This is a genomic window from Parafrankia sp. EUN1f (assembly GCF_000177675.1).
GTDB lineage: Bacteria > Actinomycetota > Actinomycetes > Frankiales > Frankiaceae > Parafrankia.
Genome location: NZ_ADGX01000144.1, coordinates 1 through 21116, shown reverse-complemented (window position 1 = coordinate 21116; position 21116 = coordinate 1). Strand labels below are relative to the sequence as shown.

Annotated in this window: 17 protein-coding genes and 1 pseudogene; 12 read left to right on the top strand and 6 right to left on the bottom strand. The window is 71.3% G+C overall.

Going from position 1 to position 21116, the window contains the following annotated elements; all coding sequences use genetic code 11:
- From FREUN1FDRAFT_RS30325 to FREUN1FDRAFT_RS30305, 5 genes and pseudogenes are all read right to left on the bottom strand, one after another.
- Window positions 1-446 (bottom strand): annotated as a pseudogene (locus tag FREUN1FDRAFT_RS30325) (EamA/RhaT family transporter); the annotation flags it as partial.
- Between the two features lie 85 nt (window positions 447-531).
- Complete coding sequence (locus tag FREUN1FDRAFT_RS30320; protein WP_006544133.1) at window positions 532-1689, bottom strand: glycosyl hydrolase; 1158 nt, start codon at window positions 1687-1689, stop codon at window positions 532-534.
- Between the two features lie 11 nt (window positions 1690-1700).
- Window positions 1701-2750 (bottom strand): NAD(P)-dependent oxidoreductase, encoded by a 1050-nt coding sequence (locus FREUN1FDRAFT_RS30315; protein ID WP_006544132.1) that lies wholly within the window; start codon window positions 2748-2750, stop codon window positions 1701-1703.
- Complete coding sequence (locus FREUN1FDRAFT_RS30310) at window positions 2747-3883, bottom strand: DegT/DnrJ/EryC1/StrS aminotransferase family protein (protein ID WP_006544131.1); 1137 nt, start codon at window positions 3881-3883, stop codon at window positions 2747-2749. Before FREUN1FDRAFT_RS30310 ends, FREUN1FDRAFT_RS30315 begins: the two co-directional genes overlap by 4 nt.
- A 1078-nt stretch (window positions 3884-4961) precedes the next feature.
- Window positions 4962-5696 carry a metallophosphoesterase gene (locus FREUN1FDRAFT_RS30305; RefSeq protein WP_006544129.1) on the bottom strand — a complete coding sequence of 245 codons (735 nt, stop codon included), beginning with the start codon at window positions 5694-5696 and terminating at the stop codon, window positions 4962-4964.
- A gap of 145 nt (window positions 5697-5841) precedes the next feature.
- Between FREUN1FDRAFT_RS30305 and FREUN1FDRAFT_RS30300 the strand changes: the two genes are divergently transcribed.
- From FREUN1FDRAFT_RS30300 to FREUN1FDRAFT_RS30255, 10 genes are all read left to right on the top strand, one after another.
- Window positions 5842-6765, top strand: coding sequence for an amidohydrolase family protein (locus FREUN1FDRAFT_RS30300; RefSeq protein ID WP_006544128.1), 924 nt, complete (start codon window positions 5842-5844; stop codon window positions 6763-6765).
- Window positions 6766-6841: 76 nt separating this feature from the next.
- Window positions 6842-7351 (top strand): MSMEG_0572/Sll0783 family nitrogen starvation response protein, encoded by a 510-nt coding sequence (locus tag FREUN1FDRAFT_RS30295; protein ID WP_006544127.1) that lies wholly within the window; start codon window positions 6842-6844, stop codon window positions 7349-7351.
- Window positions 7352-7499: 148 nt separating this feature from the next.
- Window positions 7500-8618 (top strand): MSMEG_0568 family radical SAM protein, encoded by a 1119-nt coding sequence (locus FREUN1FDRAFT_RS30290; RefSeq protein WP_006544126.1) that lies wholly within the window; start codon window positions 7500-7502, stop codon window positions 8616-8618.
- Window positions 8619-8620: 2 nt separating this feature from the next.
- Window positions 8621-10087, top strand: a complete 1467-nt coding sequence (locus FREUN1FDRAFT_RS30285; protein ID WP_006544125.1) for an MSMEG_0567/sll0787 family protein — start codon at window positions 8621-8623, stop codon at window positions 10085-10087.
- Window positions 10084-11031, top strand: a complete 948-nt coding sequence (locus tag FREUN1FDRAFT_RS30280) for a carbon-nitrogen hydrolase family protein (RefSeq protein WP_006544124.1) — start codon at window positions 10084-10086, stop codon at window positions 11029-11031. The genes FREUN1FDRAFT_RS30285 and FREUN1FDRAFT_RS30280 overlap by 4 nt, the downstream gene beginning before the upstream one ends.
- Entirely contained in the window at window positions 11031-12635 is a 1605-nt protein-coding gene (locus FREUN1FDRAFT_RS30275; protein ID WP_006544123.1) for an NAD(P)/FAD-dependent oxidoreductase, read from the top strand. Before FREUN1FDRAFT_RS30280 ends, FREUN1FDRAFT_RS30275 begins: the two co-directional genes overlap by 1 nt.
- Window positions 12619-13836 (top strand): MSMEG_0565 family glycosyltransferase, encoded by a 1218-nt coding sequence (locus FREUN1FDRAFT_RS30270; protein WP_006544122.1) that lies wholly within the window; start codon window positions 12619-12621, stop codon window positions 13834-13836. The genes FREUN1FDRAFT_RS30275 and FREUN1FDRAFT_RS30270 overlap by 17 nt, the downstream gene beginning before the upstream one ends.
- Window positions 13837-14049: 213 nt before the next feature.
- Window positions 14050-14934 carry an alpha/beta fold hydrolase gene (locus FREUN1FDRAFT_RS30265; protein WP_006544121.1) on the top strand — a complete coding sequence of 295 codons (885 nt, stop codon included), beginning with the start codon at window positions 14050-14052 and terminating at the stop codon, window positions 14932-14934.
- Window positions 14935-15074: 140 nt separating this feature from the next.
- The gene (locus FREUN1FDRAFT_RS30260; protein ID WP_006544120.1) at window positions 15075-15737 is read left to right on the top strand and encodes a phage holin family protein; all 663 of its coding nucleotides are present in this window, start codon (window positions 15075-15077) and stop codon (window positions 15735-15737) included.
- A gap of 74 nt (window positions 15738-15811) precedes the next feature.
- Window positions 15812-16129 (top strand): DUF3618 domain-containing protein, encoded by a 318-nt coding sequence (locus FREUN1FDRAFT_RS30255; protein ID WP_006544119.1) that lies wholly within the window; start codon window positions 15812-15814, stop codon window positions 16127-16129.
- 204 nt (window positions 16130-16333) lie between these two features.
- On the opposite strand, the gene FREUN1FDRAFT_RS30250 is transcribed toward FREUN1FDRAFT_RS30255, so the two are convergent.
- Window positions 16334-17725, bottom strand: a complete 1392-nt coding sequence (locus tag FREUN1FDRAFT_RS30250; protein ID WP_006544118.1) for a DUF4407 domain-containing protein — start codon at window positions 17723-17725, stop codon at window positions 16334-16336.
- A gap of 240 nt (window positions 17726-17965) precedes the next feature.
- On the opposite strand from FREUN1FDRAFT_RS30250, the gene FREUN1FDRAFT_RS30245 reads away from it, so the two are divergent.
- Both FREUN1FDRAFT_RS30245 and FREUN1FDRAFT_RS30240 read left to right on the top strand, forming a co-directional pair.
- The gene (locus FREUN1FDRAFT_RS30245; RefSeq protein WP_006544117.1) at window positions 17966-18406 is read left to right on the top strand and encodes an SRPBCC family protein; all 441 of its coding nucleotides are present in this window, start codon (window positions 17966-17968) and stop codon (window positions 18404-18406) included.
- 405 nt (window positions 18407-18811) lie between these two features.
- On the top strand, window positions 18812-21116 hold a 2305-nt coding region (locus FREUN1FDRAFT_RS30240), incomplete at its 3' end, for a Tex family protein (RefSeq protein ID WP_006544116.1).

The following is a 21116-nucleotide window of genomic DNA, read 5'->3' as shown; positions in this document are numbered from 1 at the left end:
AAGATCAACCCCAGCACCAGGAAGGCGAGCAGTACGTCGTTGCCCGCGGGACTTCCGACCTCGGCGTGATGATGGAACGCGTAGGCCAGCAGCACGACGCCGGCCACCATGAGGCCCACCCCGCTCCAGCCGCCTCGGCTGATGTGCTCCCCCAGAAGCCTGCGGGCCAGCAGGGTGAACACGATCATGTCGAGCGCCATGACCGGCGCCACCAGGGCGACCGGTGCCACGGACAGCGCGTAGACCTCCAGCAGGAACGACCCTGCCTCGACGGCCAGGCCGACCAGCCACAGCGGACGGGTCGCGAGGCGCGCGAGCAGCCCCAGGCCAAGCCCGGTTCCGGCTTCCTCCCTGCGCGCGGCCATCGCCTGAATCAGCGGAGCGACCCCATACAGGGCCGCGGAGACGACGGTTGTAGGCAGCCCGACAACAAGCGCCGTGTTCATGCTCGGCTCACCCCCGCAGCGTCCCATCCGCCTATGACGGCATCCGAGCCGGGGTAGGTCACCCCGACTCGGGTAACTCGCTGCCTCACCAGTTGGCGCCCAGGCCCACCTGTGCAAGAGCTGCGCCGAATGCCTGCTCCCACGCCTGGGGGGTGCCGACAACGCGCTCCGAGGGCGGCTTGACTCGATCCAGGCAGGCCAACGCCGACCGGGTCAGGGACAGCGAATCCGTACTCGTCACCTCGGCGTGACCGCGGTCGAGCTCCTTCTGGAGGTTGTCCCGCCCATGCCCGGGCACGACGTCCATCAGCAGCAGATCGCGCCCGATCACACGGGCCTCACTGCAAGTGTCTCCCGATGAGGTGACCACAAGATTACTGGCAGCCATCAGTTCAGGAATCCGGTTGGTAAATCCGAACGGGATCACCCGGTGGTCCCGTTCCGCGAGCGCGGCGAGCTGGCCGGCGAGCTTCTCGTTACGCCCGGCGACGGCGAGGACCCAGACACCGGCGGCGGCAAGCGCCTCGGCCGCCTCCACCAGCGGGCCCAGGCCCCAGGAACCGGACATGAGCAGCACGCACCGGCTCTCCAGCGGAATACCGAGACTGCCCCGGGCCTCTTCCTGGGTCGGCGGGTCGTAGAAGGGCGTCCGCACCGGTGTCGGCACCACGGCGACCCGCGCCTGCGGCGAGAACCTGCGCACGTAGCGGGCAGCGGTCTGGGACGTCACGAGGAACAGGTCGGTGTTCTCCTGAACCCAGATCCGGTGCACACAGCAGTCGGAGGAGAACACCGCGGTAACCAGGCCCGGGAACTCCGGCTTGAGCCGGCTGACCGCCGCCGCCGCGGAGGCGAAAATCGAGATGACCATGTCGACCGGCTGGGCCTGCAGATCCTCACGCAGGCGCGGCACCAGAAACCTGCTGGACGTCTGCTCGATCGCGCGGGCCACGCGGCCCCCGGTGCGGAGCTGGGAGAAATGTAGCGCGTCGTAGACACCGGGAATGGCGATCAGGCCACGGAAGACGTTCTGCCCCAGCGCACCGTTGCGGCCATCCGTCATGCGCAGGCTGTCCGCCGTGCGAGTGGTGAACCCGCGGCGTTCCAGCGAGGTCGTGCAGGCCTCCGCCATCACGTCATGGCCCATTCCGAGTGAGCCGGAGAGCAACAGCACGTTGCCTCTCCGCGACTCGGCCCCGCTTTCCGCGAGGGTCTCGTTCACAGTTCCACTGATCTCGTCCATCTTCGTCACGCTCACTCCGATGAGGCCGCGGAGACGCCGAGATCCCCGACGGATGGCGCAGCCGCCGCAGGTGGCTGCCGGTTTGCCTGATACCACTCGATGTACTGCCGAACCCCGTCCCGGAACGGCGTTGTCGGTCGCCAGCCGAGAAGGTGCGCGGCACGTTGCGCGGAGATCTCCCGGCCACGGAAGTCCCCCGGCCGGGCGGGAATGCGCTCGATCGCCACCGACGGGAAGTACGCCTGGACAGCCTGCGCCATCTCCAGCACACTCACCCGCTCGTTGCCCTCGAGCGCGATGGTCGTGTTCTCCGCGGCATCCGCGAGCGCGAGCACGTGCGCATCCGCGAGATCACGAACGTAGACGTACTTCCGGAACTGCCTGCCGTCACCCGCGACGGTCAGCGGGCGGCCGGCCATCGCGTTGTTCACGAATCTCGCGAGGACCAGCTCTTCGCGCATACCGGGGCCGTAGGGGATGCCGTACCGCAGGATCGTGAACGCGAGCCCGTAGGTCTGCAGATAGCTCTGCAGCAGCAGTTCGGCCGCCAGCTTGGTCGAGGTGTAGACATGCCCGGCGCGGGCAAGCACGATCTGGGCGTCCTCGGTGAGCGGGTCGGGTTCCGGGCCGTCGGCATGCGGCGAGGGCGGCGGGATCCGGCCACCTGACGGGTCCGATCGGTCGGCCAGGTCGGCAGGGTCGGCCGCGGCTCCGTAGACCCAGACGGTGCTGGCGAAGATGACGCGCCGGACACCGGCGTGCCGGGCCGCCTCGCAGACCTTGCCGGTGCCCTCGACATTGAGGCGGACCGTGCGCACCGGGTCCGCGAAGGCGAAGTCGACGTTGGACATGCCGGCGATGTGAAAGACGACCTCGACACCCGCGAACGCGTCGGTCAGCGCCTCGATGTCCAGCACGTCGATCTCGCGGTAGACCGCCCGCGGATCCGGCCGGGAGCAGGTGGCCAGATCAAGGGACAGGACCTCGTGGCCGGCGTCGAGCAGACGATCGACGACGTGACCGCCGATGAAGCCGGAGCCTCCGGTGACGGCGATCCTCATCGCGCCGCCCCGTCCAGTTCCAGAGCGCGCACAACCGTGCGGAAAGACGCGACGACGTGCTCGACCTCCGCCTCGGTCATGTCGGAATGCAACGGGAGGCACACGTGCCGGGCACAGATGTCCTCAGCCACCGGCAGACCGGACCGCGCGAACCTTTCGAAGACCGGTTGCCGGTGTAGCGGAACCTCGTACACCTCGCCTGCAAGAGAAACTCCGTGACCATCTCGCAGCTCCAACTTCACCCGGGCACGATCAGCACCCAGCGGAAGAAGGACCGGATACTTGTAGTAGTTAGTCACTCCGCCGTCGACCGCACGCGGCCGGTCCACCCCCATCTCGTCGATCGCCAGGTCGTAGCAGGCAGCGACGCCACGCCGGTGGCCCAGGAACCGGTCGAGGTGACGCAGATGCACCCGACCGGTCGCCGCGTGTACCTCACTCATCCGCCAGGCGTATCCCTGCCTGATATGGATGTTGCCGAGAAATCCGGCCTTGCCTTGGTCCCGATAGACGAGAGCCTCGTCACGCATGCGCTCGTCCGCGGTGACGACCATTCCACCCTCACCGCTTGTAATCAGTTTGGTCGGATAGAAGGAGAACGATCCGGCGACTCCGAAGGAACCGGCGCACCGGCCGGCGAGGCTCGATCCGTGCGCGTGCGCCGCATCCTCGACGAGCATGATCCCACGCTCGTCGAGAACAGCTCGCAGTTCGTCAATGTCCGGCGGAATCAGCCCACCGATGTGCACGACGACCACCGCCTTCGTTCGCGGGGTCACCGCGGCCAGGACGGTCTCCGGGCTCAACGCGAACGTGTCCGCACTCACATCGGCGAAGATGGGGGTTCCGCCCGCCCGCAGGACGGCGAAAGCGGTGGCCGCAAAGGTGTTCGTCGGCACGACGACGTCGAATCCGTCCACGTCGACACTTCTGAGGATGATCTCAAGCGCGGCCGTTCCACTGTTCACTGCGACGGCGTACGGAGCACCGTGTGCCGCGGCGAAGGCCGCCTCGAATTGTTGGGTCTGCCTGCCAAGAGTCATTGCGCCGGTCGTGAGTACCTCGGCCGCGACTGACGCGACCTCCGCACGGTCTTCCTGTGAGAACACGATGCGCGCCGCGGGGACCTGCACCAGTTCACCCCCTAGGTCAACAAGGCCAGCTGCCTGTAACCGATCGCATACGCAATGCGATCGACTTTGCACGCTACCGGCTCGCCCCCAGGCCGGCTCGCAACGTCGCGAAACCAGACCATCCGACTGGTCAAAACCAAAGGTCCGACCCGCCCGGATCGCGTGTATTTGCCCCCACCTTGCTGTTGGAAGGCTACAGACCCCGTGAGCGGCACCCGCCCCGACTTTCATAGCCCAGCCGAGCGACCCTCGACCCCGCCTCGCGGGCGAGCTCCACCCCCGACGCAATTCCAACCCAAAGCGACGACACATATTGCCTATGCGACGAACGGCCACCAACGCCAGCCGAGTGCTGCCCAACCGGGGTCGACTGCATTCGTATCGTCATCATCATGATGATGGTAGGTCACCGAATGGGTTCGCCCGATCGGTGTCGTACACACGACGATCGTCACCGTTCCGACCTCCCCGCCGCGGCGATACCGAGCTGATACCGACTCGATCCTGCAAGCGGAACGGGCGGCCGAACCAGTGCACGCGTCGTACTGGTCGCAGCGATCGGCATGCCCGCTATCGCCGTCCGCAGCTATCACAGCCGACAGCGGTCATCCGTGTCAGGAAAAGAGCACCCTCACGTGAAGGCCGGGATCAGTGCAGCAGCTCACCATGGGCGAACCGGATGAACTCGACCAGGAGAATCGGCCCGCTCGCCAGATGGCCGCGCGACGGTTCTCGCACCACCAGCCCACCGGATGTGCCATTCATCGACACGTTTCAACGATGTTGTGGGCTTGTTTCGATTCCAAGGCGGGCGCAGGCCACGCGTCGGAGCCGGAAAAGGAAGAAGCCCCGGCGGGCCGAGCAACTCCTGACGTACGGGGGGAACGTAGGGTTTGCGCGGGTCTCGCCGGGACGTATATCCACCTTACGACCCCCAGATGTCAGACGCGACAGGACCAAAGTCCCCACCCTGTGGGACCAACGACATGGAGGGGTGATCCTGTGCATCTGGACACCGTGCCAGGCCTCCTCGAGCCGTCCAGCCGTCCAGCCAGAGCCTTCGGCCTGGCCCCCGGTCCTAGGCCTCCTCAAAAACGATCTCGCCGCGATCCGCGTCGAAGAAGAGCCAGTTGCTGGGGCGGCCGATCGCCGGGCCCACGTTGACGACCGTTGTCACCAGCCCACGCCCGCCGACCGCCCGCGTGGGAACCGGTACCGGTACACCGGAGACCACCGGGACGGATCTGACCGACCCGACCCGCTCATCCGCCTCGGGCTCATCCTCCCGCCGGGCCCCGGGCGCGGGCGCGTGGGCGCCTCCGTCACCCGCCTCGGCATCCCAGCGGATCTCGAACACCGCTCGCCGGTGCGTGTGCCCGACCAGGATGAGCGGAACCGCCGGCACGTCCTCGACGCGGGGCAGGTAGGAATCCGAGACCTCGTCGTGACTCCAGCCGATCTGGTGCCCGTGCATCCCCAGCGCGCAGTCGATGTGGGTCATCGACTGCCCGGAGAGCAGCGGCGCGAGCAGGTCCGGCGTCTGCTCGGGGGTGAGCAGGTCCCGGATCCGCTCCTCCTGGTTCCCCAGGATGCGCCGCACGGCGACAAGGTCGGCCCACAGCTCGGGGTCGGGATCGACGACCTCGTCGAGTGGCCAGAACCGGGCCGGGTCGTGCCTGCGCCAGGGCACCTTCGCCTCCAGGTAGTCCCCAAGGCACACCACCTCGTCGACCCCGACCTTGTCGGCGGCCGCGAGGACCCGGCGCAGTGCCTTGCGCTTCCCATGCAGGTCTGCCATCACCGCGTACCGCATGTTTCCAGCTTGCTCCAACGATGAGGGGGCGGACGGGACGATCAGCGGAAAGATCACATCGAGCGGACGGAAACAGCACTCCGACTACCCAGAGGGGTCATCCGAAGACCAGTTTCCGGCAACGCGAGGACCAAAGGAGCCAGTCATGCGACCGGATTGTCACGTTGGCCACACACGGGAAACACCAGGGTGCTTCACTGCCACCGTGCCGCGACCGGACGTACACGATGGGCATCGACATCTGGGTGTGCTGCCGGCCCATCCCTATTACGGCGGGCCAGCGGTCCTGCCCACGGTCGGTGCCCGCGCCACCATCGCCGAGCTGCGCGCCGACCTGGACTCCGAGGGCACGTCCGCGGCGCTGGTGATCCCGAACTACGGGGTGCCCGACCCGTCGGTCCCGTTCGGGCTGAACGAGTTGTGCGTGGAGGCAGCCCAGGCGGACGAGCGGATCCTCGCCGGTCTGTGGGTGTCGCCGCTGGTACGGGACACGGCGGCCACCGAGCGGGCGCTCGCGCTCGCCGGCGAGCCCGGCGTCGCCGCGCTCAAGATCAGCTTCCTGCTCGGCGGGGACGTGGACGACCCGGCGTGCCAGGGGCGGCTCGACCGGATCTTCGCGGTCGCGGCCGCCCACGACCTCGTCGTTCATGTCCACACCTCGCCCGGCGGCCCGGCCGACGTCGACCGGATGGGTCGGCTGGTCGACGAGTACGCCGATCGGGTCGCCGTGCATCTGGTGCACCTGGGCGGAGGCGTGAGCGGGCACATCAAGCTGATCGGTGGGCGGTTCTTCGACTGGATCGCGGCCGGCCGGCGGGTCTACACCGACGCGAGCTGGGCGGTCGGCTTCGCGCCCCGCTGGTACGCGGCGGAGGTCTCCCGCCGCGGCTTCGGCCACGACCGGCTGCTCTTCGCCAGTGACGAGCCGTGGAGCGACCACCCCGGCGAGCTCGCACGGCTCACCGCCGCGGTCGACGACCCGGAGCTCGCGCGCAGGGTCCTGTCGGAGAACTTCCAGGACCTCTACTTCCGAAAGCGGACAGGACGACCACACCCGACGACTACTTGAAGTAGCCCATCCAGGCGAAGATGAAGTAGTCGATCACTCCAGGCCAGACCCGGACCAGATCAGGACAGGAGCACTAATGGAGCTGACGGAGCTGGAGCGCCAGAGCCTCACCGAGGTGCCACACCCGTCGCTCCCCCCGGGGAGCAACCTGTACGGCTCGACGAAGGTGTTCCCCGATTTCCAGGCCGAGAACGGCGAGTCCTACCTCACGCTCATCCACGGCATCGCGCACGAGTCCTCGGTGACCTTCGTGGCCATCCTGCAGGCGACCAGAGCCCTGCGCAAAGGCTTCGAATCGGTCATCTACTTCTACGGTCCCGGCGCCATGAACTGCATGGCCACCCGGGGCTTCCCGCACACCGGCGACTCCGCGTTCGCCGGCGAGCACAACATCAACGCGCAGATCGAGACCTTCATCAAGGAGGGCGGGAAGGTCTACGTCTGCCGGTTCGGCCTGTCGCTGCACGGCCTGCGCGAGGAGGACCTGATCGAGGGGGTCATCCCCGCCCACCCCCTCGACATCCAGGACTGCGTGATCTATTACACGCGCAAGGGCGCGATCGTGAACTCGACGTACATGCTCTGACGCCGCTCCAGGCCGCGCCGCCCGTGCCGGACCATGCGCCCGGCACGGGCGCGATCTCACAGCTCCACCCCGATCTCCCGCCCAGGCCCGCCGTTGGATGCCCACGCGCGCCGACGGGCCGGGCGCGGATCCCCGACGGGAGACACAGATGAACCATGGCCTGGCGACCGATCGCCGGCCGGACGAGGCGGCGGACACCCGGCCTCCCGGGGGTTTCGACCTCGCCGTGCGCAGCGCTGTCGCCGTCCACGGAGTGCGTGTCAGCGCTCCGGTCCAGCGCCGCAGCGGTGCCGGGCCGAGCGACGACGGCCATGTCGTCGTCGCCGGCCGAGGCCTGGCCCTGCCCATAGTCCCGACCAGCCCCTACTCCATCGACGCCGGCCGGCTCCTGTTCGCCGGGACGGATCTCGGCGTCGAGGCCACACCGGTGCGCCGGCCGCGTTTCTACGACCTGACGACCGCGGACGGTGTGCCGTATTCGCGGCTCGCCCGCCTGCACAGCGCGGACGTCCTGGCCACCACCGTGCTGCAGACCTGCGTCCGGTATCGCGAGCCCGACCGCTGCCGCTTCTGCGCCATCGAGGAGTCGCTGCGCGCCGACGCGACGACGAGGCTCAAGACCCCGGAGCAGCTCGCCGAGGTGGCGCGGGCCGCGGTGACGCTCGACGGCGTCCGTCAGATGGTCATGACCACGGGCAGCACCGCCGGCCCCGACCGGGGCGCGAAGCTGCTCGCCGACTGTGCGCGCGCGGTGGTGGCCGCCGTTCCCGGCCTGCCCATCCAGGTGCAGTGCGAGCCACCGGCGGACCTGGCCGTCCTCGGTGAGCTGCGCGCGGCCGGGGCGAGCACGATCGGCATCCACATCGAGTCGCTGGACGACGAGGTCCGGCGCCGCTGGACGCCCGGCAAGGCGACCGTCAGCCTCGCGGAGTACGAGCGGGCCTGGGCGGAGGCTGTCCGGGTCTTCGGCTGGAACCGGGTGTCGACCTATCTGCTGGTCGGGCTTGGGGAGGACCCCCAGGAGCTGGTCGAGGGCGCGCGCCGGCTCATCTCGCTGGGCGTGTACCCCTTCGTCGTCCCGTTCCGGCCGATGGCTGGAACGCTCGCGGCACGCGACGGCGCCCAGGCACCCGACCCCGGGCTCGTCTCGGACGTGACGGCCCGCGTCGCGGCAGCGCTAGCGGCGGCCGGGATGCGCGGTGCCGATCAGGGCGCCGGCTGCGCGGCCTGCGGGGCGTGCTCGGCGCTGCCCCAGGCCGGGGGATGATCATGTACGGTCTGTTGCCGGGAGATCGCGCTCCAGCCCGGAACCGGGCGGAGACCGTGGACACGCTGGCCGTCTGGGGCGACCGGCGCACGCTGGACGCGCAGCCGCCCTACCGCGTCGAACAGGCCGACGACCTGGCGACCTTCACCGCCTATGCGCGGCTGCGGCGCGAGGTCTTCGTCGACGAGCAGGGCCTTTTCCCCGCGGGCGTCGCCGGCGACCTCGACGAGGTCGACACCGATCCGCGCAGCATCGTCCTGGTGGCCCGGGTGGTCGGCGGCCCGGATGACGGGGTCGTCATCGGCGGCGTACGGCTCGCACCCATCTGGCGCGGTGAGGACATCGGCGCCTGGCAGGGCGGCCGGCTCGTCGTCGCGGCCGCGGCGCGCGCCCGGTACGCGGGGGTCGGTGCCGCACTGGTGCGGGCGGCCTGCGCAAGGGCCGAGAACGAGGGGGTGCTGCGCTTCGACGCCGCGGTGCAGCCCGAGCGCGTCCGCTTCTTCGGCCGGCTCGGCTGGATGATCGCCGGGACGACGACGGTCGCGGGCCGCCCCCATGTGCTGATGCGCTGGCCGATCAACCGGCTGGCCGCGGTCGCCGCCTCGATCAAGGCGCCGTTGGCGAACCTGCTGGCCGGCCTGCGTCCGGGCGGCCCCGGCTTCGTCGGCGACGACGGCGCGCCGGTGCCCGGCACCGATGTCGTCGCCGCCTGCGACGCGATCATCCCGTCCATGGTCGAGCGTGACCCGTACTGGGCTGGCTGGTGCGGGGTGCTGGTCAACCTGAACGACCTGGCGGCGATGGGCGCCCGGCCGGTGGGCCTGCTCGACGCGGTCGCCGGTCCGACGGTGTCCCGGGTGGCCCGGGTGATCGGCGGGCTGCGGGCTGCCGCGGAGCGGTACGGCGTCCCCATACTGGGCGGGCACACTCAGCTCGGAGTGGCCTCGGCACTGTCCGTCACGGCGCTGGGCCGCTCCGACCAGCCGATCCCCGCCGGCGGGGGCCTGCCAGGGCACGCGGTCACCCTCACCGCCGACCTTGGCGGCGACTGGCGGCCCGGGTACTCCGGCCGGCAGTGGGACTCGACCTCCGCGCGGCGCACCGCCGAGCTGCGCACGCTGCTGGACCTGCCCCGCCGGCACCGGCCATGCGCCGCCAAGGATGTCAGCATGGTCGGCATCGTCGGCACGCTCGGCATGCTCGCCGAGGCGAGCGGCTGCGCCGCCGAGCTGGACGTCGCCGCGGTTCCCCGGCCGGCGCAGGCGACTGTCGGTGACTGGATCACCTGCTTCCCCGGTTACGCCATGCTTACGGCGGACGTCGACGACCGCCCGGTGCCGGCGCCCCGCCCGGCGACCTCGGGGCGTTGCGGCCGCCTGCTCAACGGCTCCGGGGTGACGCTGCGCTGGCCGGACGGAGTCCTCACCCCGGCGCTGTCAGGCCATGTGACGGGGCTGGGCCACGCGTGAGCACGACGTGGCGCCCGCAGCCGCGCAGCGGGTGGGCACGGCCCACCCGCTGCCGGGTGACCATCGCCGCGGTCGCCGCGCCGTTCGGCCGTGACCTGGACGAATGCTTCGCGAGAATCGGTGCGCACATCGACGCGGCCCGGCAGCGCGGCGTGGATCTCCTCGTCCTGCCCGAGGCCGCGCTCGGCGGCTACCTGCACACGTTGCCGCCCGGCGGCGCCGATCTGGCGCCGGACGGCGGGCCGCCCGCGCTCGATCCGGACGGACCGGAAATCGCCAGGCTCGTCACGCTCGCCCAAGATATGGTTGTCTGCGCTGGCTACACGGAGCGTGACGGTCCTTACCGGTACAACAGTGCGGTGTGTGTCCACGGTGACGGCGTGCTGGGCCGCCACCGCAAGGTGCACCAGCCACTCGGCGAGGGCCTTGTGTTCGAGGCCGGCCGCTCCTTCACCGCCTTCGACAGCCCGCTCGGCCGGATGGGAATGATGATCTGCTACGACAAGGCGTTCCCGGAAGCCGGGCGAAGCCTCGCCCTCGCCGACGCGGCGATCATCGCCTGCCTGTCAGCCTGGCCGATCTCCAGCACCCTGCCGGCCCAGGAGGTCGGCGACGACCGCTCCCTGCACCGGTTCAACCTCTACGACCAGGTTCGCGCGTTGGAGAACCAGGTCGTCTGGGTGGCGTCGAACCAGACCGGCGCCTTCGGGTCGCTGCGGTTCGTGGGCAACGCGAAGGTCGTCCATCCGGACGGCTCGGTGCTGGCCACCACCGGTACGGCCGAAGGCCAGGCCGTCACGACCATCGACGTCACCGAGGCGCTGCGGCAGGCTCGCGGCGGGATGAACCTGCTGGCCGACCGGCGTGCCGCGACCTACCAGCCGCCGTGCCTGCTGGCCGGTGACCCGTACGACCCCCGGCGCGCACGCGCAGTGGCCCGCTGATGCCGGACGCCATCGTGATCGGCGCCGGAGCCTCGGGGCTGGCCGTCGCCCTGCTGCTGGCCCGCGGCGGCTGGCGCGTCGACGTCCTCGATCGCGACCCCGACGACCGGCCTCGGGACCTCGCGGATGTGGCGGACTGGCACCGCCCGGGCGCGACGCAGACCTGGCACTCGCACGCCTTCCTGGCCCGGGGCCGGTCCCTGCTCCGCGAGCACGCCCCGGAGATCCTCGACGGCCTGCGGGCCGCGGGTGTCCGGGAGACGCGGCTGAGCGAGCATGCCCCGCCGACGCTGGCCGACGTCCCACCGGAGGACGACGAGCTCGTCGTGCTCGGGTGCCGCCGCGCCACCTTGGACTGGGTGATGCGGGAGGTGGTCGGCCGGGAGCCCGGTGTCACCATCCGGTCCGGTGCCCGGGTCGCCGGGCTGCTGACCGAAGCACGCGGGCCGGGGTCTGCGTCGGGAGCGGGCGCGGCGCCAGGAACGGAGGCGGCGTCGGGGGCGGGTGCGCCGCTGGTGGTTCGCGGCGTGCGTCTCGCCAACGGCAGCAGCCGCACCGCCGACCTGGTCGTCGATGCCGCGGGGCGGCTGTCGCCGGTCCGCCGCTGGCTCGTCGACGCGGGAGCGGATCTGCCACCGCCGGCCGAGGTCGACTGCGGCATCGCCTACTACTCGCGCTTCTACCGGCGGCGCGGCCCCGAGCCCGCCGTGGCGCTCAACCGCGGGCACACCGCCGGCGCGTCCTTCGACCGCTACTCCTGCCTGATGTTCCCCGCCGATCGGGACGTCTTCTCGATGACCTTCGGCGTCCTGCCGGAGGACGGCGACATCCGGGTGCTTCGTCACGGCGCGGCCTTCGACGCGGCGGCCCGGGCCATCGAGATGTTCGTGCCGTGGCTCGACGCCGAGCAGGTCGTGCCGGTCTCACCCGTCACCGCGATGTCGCACCTGAGCAACCGGCTACGGCCGCTGGTGGCGGACGGGCGTCCAGGGGTGCTGGGCCTGCTCACGGTCGGCGACGCGGCGATCATCACGAACCCCGCGCACACGCGGGGGGTGACGCTCGCGCTGCTGGGCGCCGTGCGGCTGGCCGAGACGGTCCGGGCGATCCGCGACCCGGCCGACCGGGCGCTCGCCCTCGACCAGTCGCTGCGCACGGAGTTCGCCCCCTGGTTCGAGGACTCCGTCCACCAGGACGCCGCCCGCCTGCTGCGGTGGCGGCCGGACAATCCGGGCGTGCGCAGCGGCGGCGACCCGTCACCCATCAATGGTGCGCTGCCGACTGGATACACTCCGTGGCCACCGAGACCCGAGTGGGGGGCGAACGCCCCGGCCGCGGCCGGGGCCGGCGTCACCAACGGTGAGGCGTACCTGGCCGCCCGCCGCGACCCCTGGGTGTGGGACCGCTTCACCCGCCTGCAGAACGCGCTGCTGCCGCCGTCCGCCGTGCTGACCGACAGCGCGTTCGTCGCCCGGGTGCGCGACGTCCTGGCGACGGGCTGGCGCCCGGATCCCGTACCCGGCCCCAGCCACGGGGAGCTGATGGGAATCGCGACCGAGGCCCTCGCCCAGGAGGGCGCCGGCGCCCGTGCCCGTGGGAACTGAGCGCGGCGCCACCACGAGCGGGACCGGGCCGCTCTCGGTGGCACTGCTGACCTACTCGACCCGGCCACGCGGCGGGGTGGTGGCAACCCTCGCGCTCGCCGAGGCGCTGGCGCGGGCCGGGCACCAGGTCGACCTGTGGACGCTGGCCCGCGGTGGCGACACGGGTTTCTTCCGGCCGGTCGACCCCTCCGTGCGCGTGCGTGCGGTGCCGTTCCCGGATGCCACGGACGACGAGTCGGTCGGGCAGCGCATCCTGCGCTCGATCGCCGTGCTCGGCGAGGCGTTCGACGCGCACCGCGCCACCGGCACCGGCACCGATTCCGGCACGGCCTACGACTACGACGTCGTACATGCCCAGGACTGCATCTCCGCGAACGCGGTGGTCGACTGCATCCGCACGGTGCACCATCTCGACACGTTCACCACTCCCGAGCTGGTCACCTGCCATGAACGCGCGCTGCGCCGCCCGCGGGCGCACGTGTGCGTCTCGACCGCGGTCGCCGCGGAGCTGGCCGCCGGCTGGGGCATCGACGCCACCGTCATCCCGAACGGCGTGGACGCGGCCCGGTTCACCGCCGCGGCGGCCCCGCGGGGCCCCGCTCTGCAGGCCCGGGAACGCTGGCGGTCCCGGCTCGGCCGGTACGTCCTCACCGTCGGCGGGATCGAACCGCGCAAGGGGACGTCCGACCTGATCGAGGCGTTCGCGCTGCTGCGCGGCCGCTCGACGCCGGTGTCCCTGGTCCTCGCCGGCGGGGAGACGCTGTTCGACTACCGTGGCTACCGTGATCATGTGCTGGCCCGCGCCGCCGAGCTCGGCGTCGAGCCCGTCCTGCTCGGGCCGGTGCCGGACGAGGAGCTGCCCGCCCTGGTCGCCGCGGCGAGCGTGTTCGCGTTCCCGTCCGCGAAGGAGGGCTTCGGGCTCGCCGCGTTGGAGGCGCTCGCCGCCGGGGTGCCCGTCGTGACCCGCGACCTGCCGGTGCTGCGCGAGGTGCTCGGCGCGGCCGGGAGCGCCGTGTCCTTCGCGTCGTCCCCGACGGGCTTCGCGGCCGCGTTGGACCGGGTTCTCGACGCGGCCGAGCCGTGGCCGGGCACGTCGCCGGATCCCGCCCGGACCGCCGCCGGCCGGGCGGTGGCCAGCCGCTTCAGCTGGGACCTCGCCGCGTCCCGGCATGTGGCCTTCTACCGTGCCCTGCAACGATGAACGGTACGGCTGTGTCAACGCAGCGTGGCGGCAACCATGCGACCGATTCCGGAGGGTTCTGGAGCAGGTGCGATTCCGTCTCCACCAGTGAGTCGGAAATCCGACGAATCCGTCACCGAACCGGCAGACACCGGCGCGAGCTCGTCCACGGTGTTTCATCAGGGATGCGGCAGTCGCCGAGGACCACAACGACGAGCCGAACGGCAGACATGGATGTATGACGAAGCACCGGCCTGGTTCGAGGCCGCCATCGATACTCGCCCCGATCGACTGGAAACCGAGGTCGACGGGACGGCCATCAGCTACCGGTGCTGGGGGCCGGTCGACGGGCCCGCGATCGTGCTGGTGCACGGTGGGGCGGCCCACGCCGGCTGGTGGGACCACATCGCGCCGCTGATCCCGGCCGAGTACCGGGTCCTGGCCCTGGACCTGTCCGGTCACGGCGACAGCGGCCGGCGCGAAGAGTACTCGCTGAGCACCTGGGCGTCCGAGGTCATCGCGGTGATCGACCACGCGGGGATCACCTCGCCGCCGATCGTGATCGGACACAGCATGGGTGGCTGGGTCACGATCACCACCGCGGCGGAGTACCCGGACCGGGTCGCCGGAATCGTCGTCATCGACTCGCCGGTGAAGGAGTCCACCCCCGAGGAGCGGGCGGCGCGGGAGCGGACGGCGTTCGGCCCCCTGCGGGTCTACGCGACCGCGGCCGACGCGCTGGCCCGGTTCCGCACGGTTCCCGAACAGCCGAACAGCCTTTCCTACATCATCGATCACATCGCACGGAACTCGATGGGGGCGATGCTGGGCGGCTGGGCCTGGAAGTTCGACCCCAACGTGTTCGGCAACCGGACCCCGTCCCCCGAGATCCTGCGCAAGGTCCACTGCCGGGTCGCGCTGTTCCGCGCCGAGAACGGCCTGGTGACGCCGGACATCGGCCACTTGATGTACAACCTGCTCGGCCGGGTCGCGCCAGTGATCGAGATTCCGCTCGCCGGGCACCACGTGATGCTCGACCAGCCGTTGTCACTGGTCACCGGGATTCGCACCATTCTCGCGGACTGGGAGCACTCGTCCCCGCAGGAACGCTCCGACTGACACCTCCCGCGCCCCCCGTCATCCCGATCCGTCCCCCCCGACCACGGTTTATACGGCGACCGGCGGGCATCCGGGTCTACACCGATCCGTATGGACACCGCCGGAGGGCGGGTCTCCGGTCCGGTTGAGAAGGGGATGGCATGACCAGCACACTCAGCCGCCAACCGACGACACCGGCCACACCCCCCGTGGACCGCACCGGGATACCGCCGGACGCGCAGGTCACCGTGCGTGTGCCGGTCGATGGCTCGCCCCCGGCGACCACGGCCACCGGAGCGCGCCGGGCGAGCACAGTCGCACGGGGAGCCAGCCCGCACGGGGCCACCACAGCCACCCCGACGGCCTCCGGTGTCCGCGCCGGCTCCGGGGCCGTCGCCGTCGGCCCCGAGGCCGGGAGCACGACCGGTGCCGGCCTCGAACGGCGACGCCCGGCATCGACCGGACATCTCGTCGCCGAGGTGGCGACCGACGTCTCGACGCTGTTCCGCCAGGAGATCGCCCTCGCCAAGGCCGAACTGCGCGAGGAGGCGACAAAGGCCGGCAAGGGCGCCGGCATGTTCGCGGCAGCCGGCGGCGCCGGCTTCTTCGCACTCGTGTTCGTCCTGCTCGCCGTCATGTTCGGGCTCGGTTCGGTCATGGCGCTGGGATGGGCGGCGCTGATCGTGGGTGTCGTGCTGGCCGCCGCGGCGGGCGCACTGGCGCTGCTGGGCCGCCGGACGGTCAAGGCGGTGCACCCTGCACCGAAGCAGACGGTCGAGACGCTGCGCGACGACATCCACTGGGCCCAGAACCGGCGGCACTGAGCACCCCGCGCCGGCACCCGGCACGGCAGGCACCCGGCACGGCAGGCGCCGGCATCGTCGAAAGGATGGCGCACGTGACCAGCACCAAGCCCGACGAAATCCGTTCTGAGATCGAGACGACCCGTGCGCAGCTCGGCCAGGACCTCGACGTGCTGTCCGATCGGCTCCGCCCGCACAAGGTCGCCGGACGCACCGCGCAGGGCGTGAAGACCAAGGTGGCCGGTGCTGGCACGGCGGGGCGCACGAAGGCGACCTCGCTGGCGGTCCTGGGCCGGGACCGGGCCCGGGAGAACCCGCGAGTCGCCGGCTCCGCGGCTGGCGGTGCGGCCGCGCTCGGCGTCCTGACCGCTTTCGTCGCACGCCGCCGCCACCGGCGCGGTCACACCGCCTAGCCCGGGCACCGGGCGCCGGGGGTGCCAGTCGGTGGCCGGGCACCGGGCGCCGGGCGCCGGGGTGACTCGAAGATCTGAGGATTCCGGTCGTTCTGACGACCACGATCCTCAGGACTTGCTCGGCGGCATGGGCAGCCCGAGGCATACCCAGCCGGATGTCAGTGCTCGGCGGCGCCGGATGTCAGTGCTCGGCGGCGCCGGATGTCAGTGCTCGGCGGCGTCCGCCGGTGGTCTCGGCGAGGCCGTCGGGCTCGGTTGTGCCGCCGCCGGTGGCACCTGAGCCGACGGTGGCACGGCCGCGGGCACCTGAGCCGTCGGAAGGCCCGGTGTGCGCGGGACCGCGACGATGCCGTGCCGGGCACGCAGCTCCAGCAACCGCGACTGCCGATCCGCGCTGATCTCCTCCTCGGCCAGACGTGCGTCGGCGGTATCGGCCGTCCAGCGGACCGCGGCTTCCACGCCGTCCCGCCGCATCTGGTAGTCCTCCCATCGGGCCGCGAGCCGGGCCGCCACGGCGGGTGCGAGATCCCGCCGCTCGCGCGCGTTGTGACCCACCTGCAGTGCCTCGACCTCGGCGGATGTCTCGTCCCGCCACCGGGCGACGCGTTCCCGGCGCCGGTACGGGCTCGCGTCCAGCCCGCGCTTGGACAGCAGTGGCGCGAGGTCAACCCCGAGCAGCAGCAGGGTCAGCAGCAGCCGCCACGCGAGCACCGAGCGGTCCCGCATCGTCAGTCTCCAGAACGCCTTCTCCCGCATGAGCAGGTCGTTCGCCGCCCCGCTGGTGCTGGCGGCGGTCCGGGCGAAGGCGGCCCGGTTCTTCTCCTGGGTGGCGCGGAACTCGTCCAGACCACGCTGGGCGGTGTCCCGCAGCCGGGTGGCGTCACCGACGGCGGCGGTGGCCGCGGCCAGCTCGGCGAGCTTGATCTGGTAGATCGGCCCGGCCCCGACGAGGCAGGACGGGCCGCCGGTGAGCTGGCAGTTCACCTCCGCGGTCTTGGCCTCGACGAGCGAGTTCGCGGCATCCAGCCCCCTTTTCTTCGCGGCCAGATCAGCGGTGCGCGCGGCCAGCTCACCCTCCTGGTTCGCATCCCAGGAGGCCATGATCCGGCCGTTCTCCTCCTGCTGGATCTCGGTGACGGTGGTGGCGATCGAGGTTTCGAAGATGCGGAGCAGTATGGCCTCACCGACGATAATTGCCCCGCACACCGCGATGAAGACCCGGACCATCACGGAGAAGCCCGGTCCGGTCGTTTTGACGCCACCCTCCGCGTCATACCGGTAGGACGTCTGCGTCAGCAGGACGGAGCGGTCGATGAAGAATATGAACAGGGCGTAGAAGAGCCCGTATGGAAGCGCACGGACCATTCCTGTACCGAAACCGACGGACACCACGGTCGCACCGGCATACGTGGCGAGTGCCGAGGTCAGCAGCATCAGCACGCCCGCGGTGACAAACCGGGCCCGGTCGGTCGGCGGCAGGAATTTCGGCTGTGCGCCCGCGAGGAAGACCAGGGCGTCACCGACCGCGCGCAGCGGTCCGCGCGACGGAGCCGCTTCTTCATCAGGATTACTGGACGTCTGCGGAGAATGTTGCACAGGACCCCCGTCCAACCGGCACGACACAGGTTTCGTGCTGCCTTCTCCACAAACGGACCGCGCGCGACGGGTCCCGCCGCCGGGCAGCGCGGTCACATTATCGACCGGGCGGCGTTCCCACAATTCGCCGGCGGCGGCCCGCGACGATGGGCTCGTGCACCGCATTTGCGGCCCCTGGGATAGTCTCGGCATTGCGCGGACGACGGCCATCAGGGCCCAGCCGAACGGACGGAGTGGCAAATGGCACGTATCAGTGTCGAGGTGGAGCGGATCGTCGGCGGGTCACCGGAGCGGGTGCTGGCCCTGCTGTCCGACTACGCGGGCACCCGGCCGCAGCTGTGGCCCGAGATGATCACCGACTATCGGGTGGTCGAGGGCGGCGAGGGCGCCGGTACCCGCATCACCTACCGGCTGCACGCGACCCGCAAGCGGGTGCGCGAGGTGGACGCGCTCGTCAGCACCCCGTCGGCCGGCAAGCTGCTGGAGGCCGACCAGCGTTCGTCACTGCGCACCGAGTGGTCGGTCCGGGCCGCCGGGGCGGGCGGCAGCACGGTGTCGGCGCACACCACCTGGGATGGCGCGAGCGGCATCGGCGGCTTCTTCGAGAAGACCTTCGCCCCGATCGGCATCCGCAAGCTGAGCAACGCCGTCCTGGACGGGCTTGAGGCCAGGCTGCACTGACGCGGCCAGCGGCCACGCGCCGACGGCCGACGGTCGACGGTCACGGTCCGTATCCACGCCCGGAGTGGCCGCGTGGAAGGCCAGCGGATCCGGCGGGGCACCTCCAGGGAGGGCACAGGGCGGGCCCGGGGCGGGCACAGACCTGCACCGCGGCTCGGGGCCGCCCGAGGCTGCCCGGCGGTGGCATCCCCGAGGTGGGGGACGAAGCGCGCCCAGCATGCTGAATAAGCACAAAAAGTGCAGACCTGACCATGTGCGCGTGCTGGCACCAACGAGTCCCGCCGGGGCACCGTGCTCCCCCCGACCACCACGGGCGATCGGTGGAGAGGGATTATCTGGAGTACCAACCCCCGGGAGAGGTACCGGCGGGGACGATGAGGACACAGGCAAAGGCGGTTGCGGATCGTGACGACGGCGTCCCCCCCGGAGACGGTGACTGTCCAGGCGCGGATCGCCGCGGAGCTGGGCGTACGCGAGGGGCAGGTGGCCTCGGCGATCGAACTGCTCGACGGCGGGGCGACCGTGCCGTTCATCGCCCGGTACCGCAAGGAGGCGACCGGCACCCTCGACGACGCGCAGCTGCGCGCGCTGGAGGAGCGGCTGCGCTACCTGCGGGAGCTGGAGGAGCGCCGGGCGGCGATCCTCGACTCCATCCGCAGTCAGGGCAAGCTTGACGACGCGCTCGAGGCGCAGATCATGGCCGCCGAGACGAAGGCCCGGCTGGAGGACATCTACCTCCCTTACAAGCCGAAGCGCCGCACGAAGGCGCAGATCGCGCGCGAGGCCGGGCTGGAGCCGCTCGCCGATGCCCTGCTCGCCGACCGCACGCTCGACCCCCGTACGGCCGCCGCGGCCTACGTCGACGCGGAGAAGGGCGTCGCCGACGAGACGGCCGCGCTGGAAGGCGCCCGCGCCATCCTGGTCGAGCGCTTCGCGGAGGACGCCGACCTGATCGGCGACCTGCGCGAGCGGATGTGGTCGCGTGGTTTCCTCGTCAGCCGGGTGCGCGAAGGCAAGGAGTCCGACGGCGCCAAGTTCGCCGACTACTTCGACTTCGCCGAGCCCTTCACCAAGCTCCCGTCGCACCGCATCCTCGCGATGTTCCGCGGTGAGAAGGAGGAGGCGCTCGACCTCAGCCTGGAGCCGGACGCGCCCGTCGACCCGGCCGAACCGGCGGCGGCCGGCCCCAGCGACTACGAGCGGCGCATCGCCGACCGCTTCGACATCGCCGACGAGGGCCGCCCGGCCGACCGCTGGCTGCTCGACAGCGTCCGCTGGGCCTGGCGGACACGGATCCTCGTCCACCTCGGTGTGGACCTGCGGATGCGGCTGTGGACGGCCGCCGAGGACACCGCCGTGCGGGTCTTCGCCGCGAACCTGCGCGACCTGCTGCTCGCCGCCCCCGCCGGGGAGCGGCGCACCCTCGGCCTCGACCCCGGCTTCCGCACCGGCGTGAAGGTGGCGGTGGTCGACGCCACCGGCAAGGTCGTCGCGACCGACACCATCTACCCGCACGTGCCGGCCCGCCGCTGGGACGAGTCGATCGCCACGCTGGCGCGGCTCGCCGCCGAGCACAACGTCGACCTGGTCGCCATCGGCAACGGCACGGCGTCGCGGGAGACCGACAAGCTCGCCGAGGACCTGATCCGCCGGCACCCGGACCTGAAGCTGACCAAGGTCATGGTCTCCGAGGCCGGCGCGTCGGTGTACTCGGCGTCGGCCTTCGCCTCGCAGGAGCTGCCCGCACTGGACGTCTCCCTGCGCGGTGCGGTGTCGATCGCGCGCCGGCTGCAGGACCCGCTGGCCGAGCTCGTCAAGATCGACCCGAAGTCGATCGGGGTCGGGCAGTACCAGCACGACCTGTCCGAGACCCGGCTGTCCTCCTCGCTGGACGCGGTCGTCGAGGACTGCGTGAACGCGGTCGGGGTGGACGTCAACACCGCCTCGGCGCCGCTGCTGGCCCGCGTGTCCGGCATCGGCGGCGGGCTGGCCGACAACATCGTCCGCCACCGTGACGCCAACGGGCCGTTCCGGTCCAGGACGGGCCTGCTCGACGTCCCGCGGCTCGGGCCCAAGGCGTTCGAACAGTGCGCCGGCTTCCTGCGCATCCGCGGGGGCGACGACCCGCTCGACAGCTCCAGCGTGCACCCGGAGTCGTACCCGGTCGTGCGCCGCATCCTGTCCGTCGCCGGCGGTGAGCTGGCAGCCCTGATCGGTGACACGAAGACCCTGCGCGGGCTGCGGCCGACGGACTTCGTCGACGACACCGTCGGTCTGCCGACCGTGACGGACATCCTGGCCGAGCTGGAGAAGCCCGGCCGTGACCCGCGGCCGGCGTTCCGAACCGCGGAGTTCACCGAGGGCGTGGAGACGCTCGCCGACCTGACGCCCGGCATGGTCCTGGAGGGCGTCGTCACGAACGTCGCGGCGTTCGGTGCCTTCATCGACATCGGCGTGCACCAGGACGGGCTCGTCCACGTCTCGGCGATGTCGAAGAACTTCGTCAGCGACCCCCGGGATGTCGCCAAGCCCGGTGACATCGTCCGGGTGAAGGTGCTCGACGTCGACATCCCGCGCAAGCGGATCTCGCTCACCCTGCGGCTGGACGACGCCGCCCCGGGCACGGCGGAGGCCGGCGGTGGCGGCGGTAGCCAGGGTGAGCGTCGCACGGGTCGCGGTGGCGGCCGCGGCGGCCCCGGCCGCGGTGGCG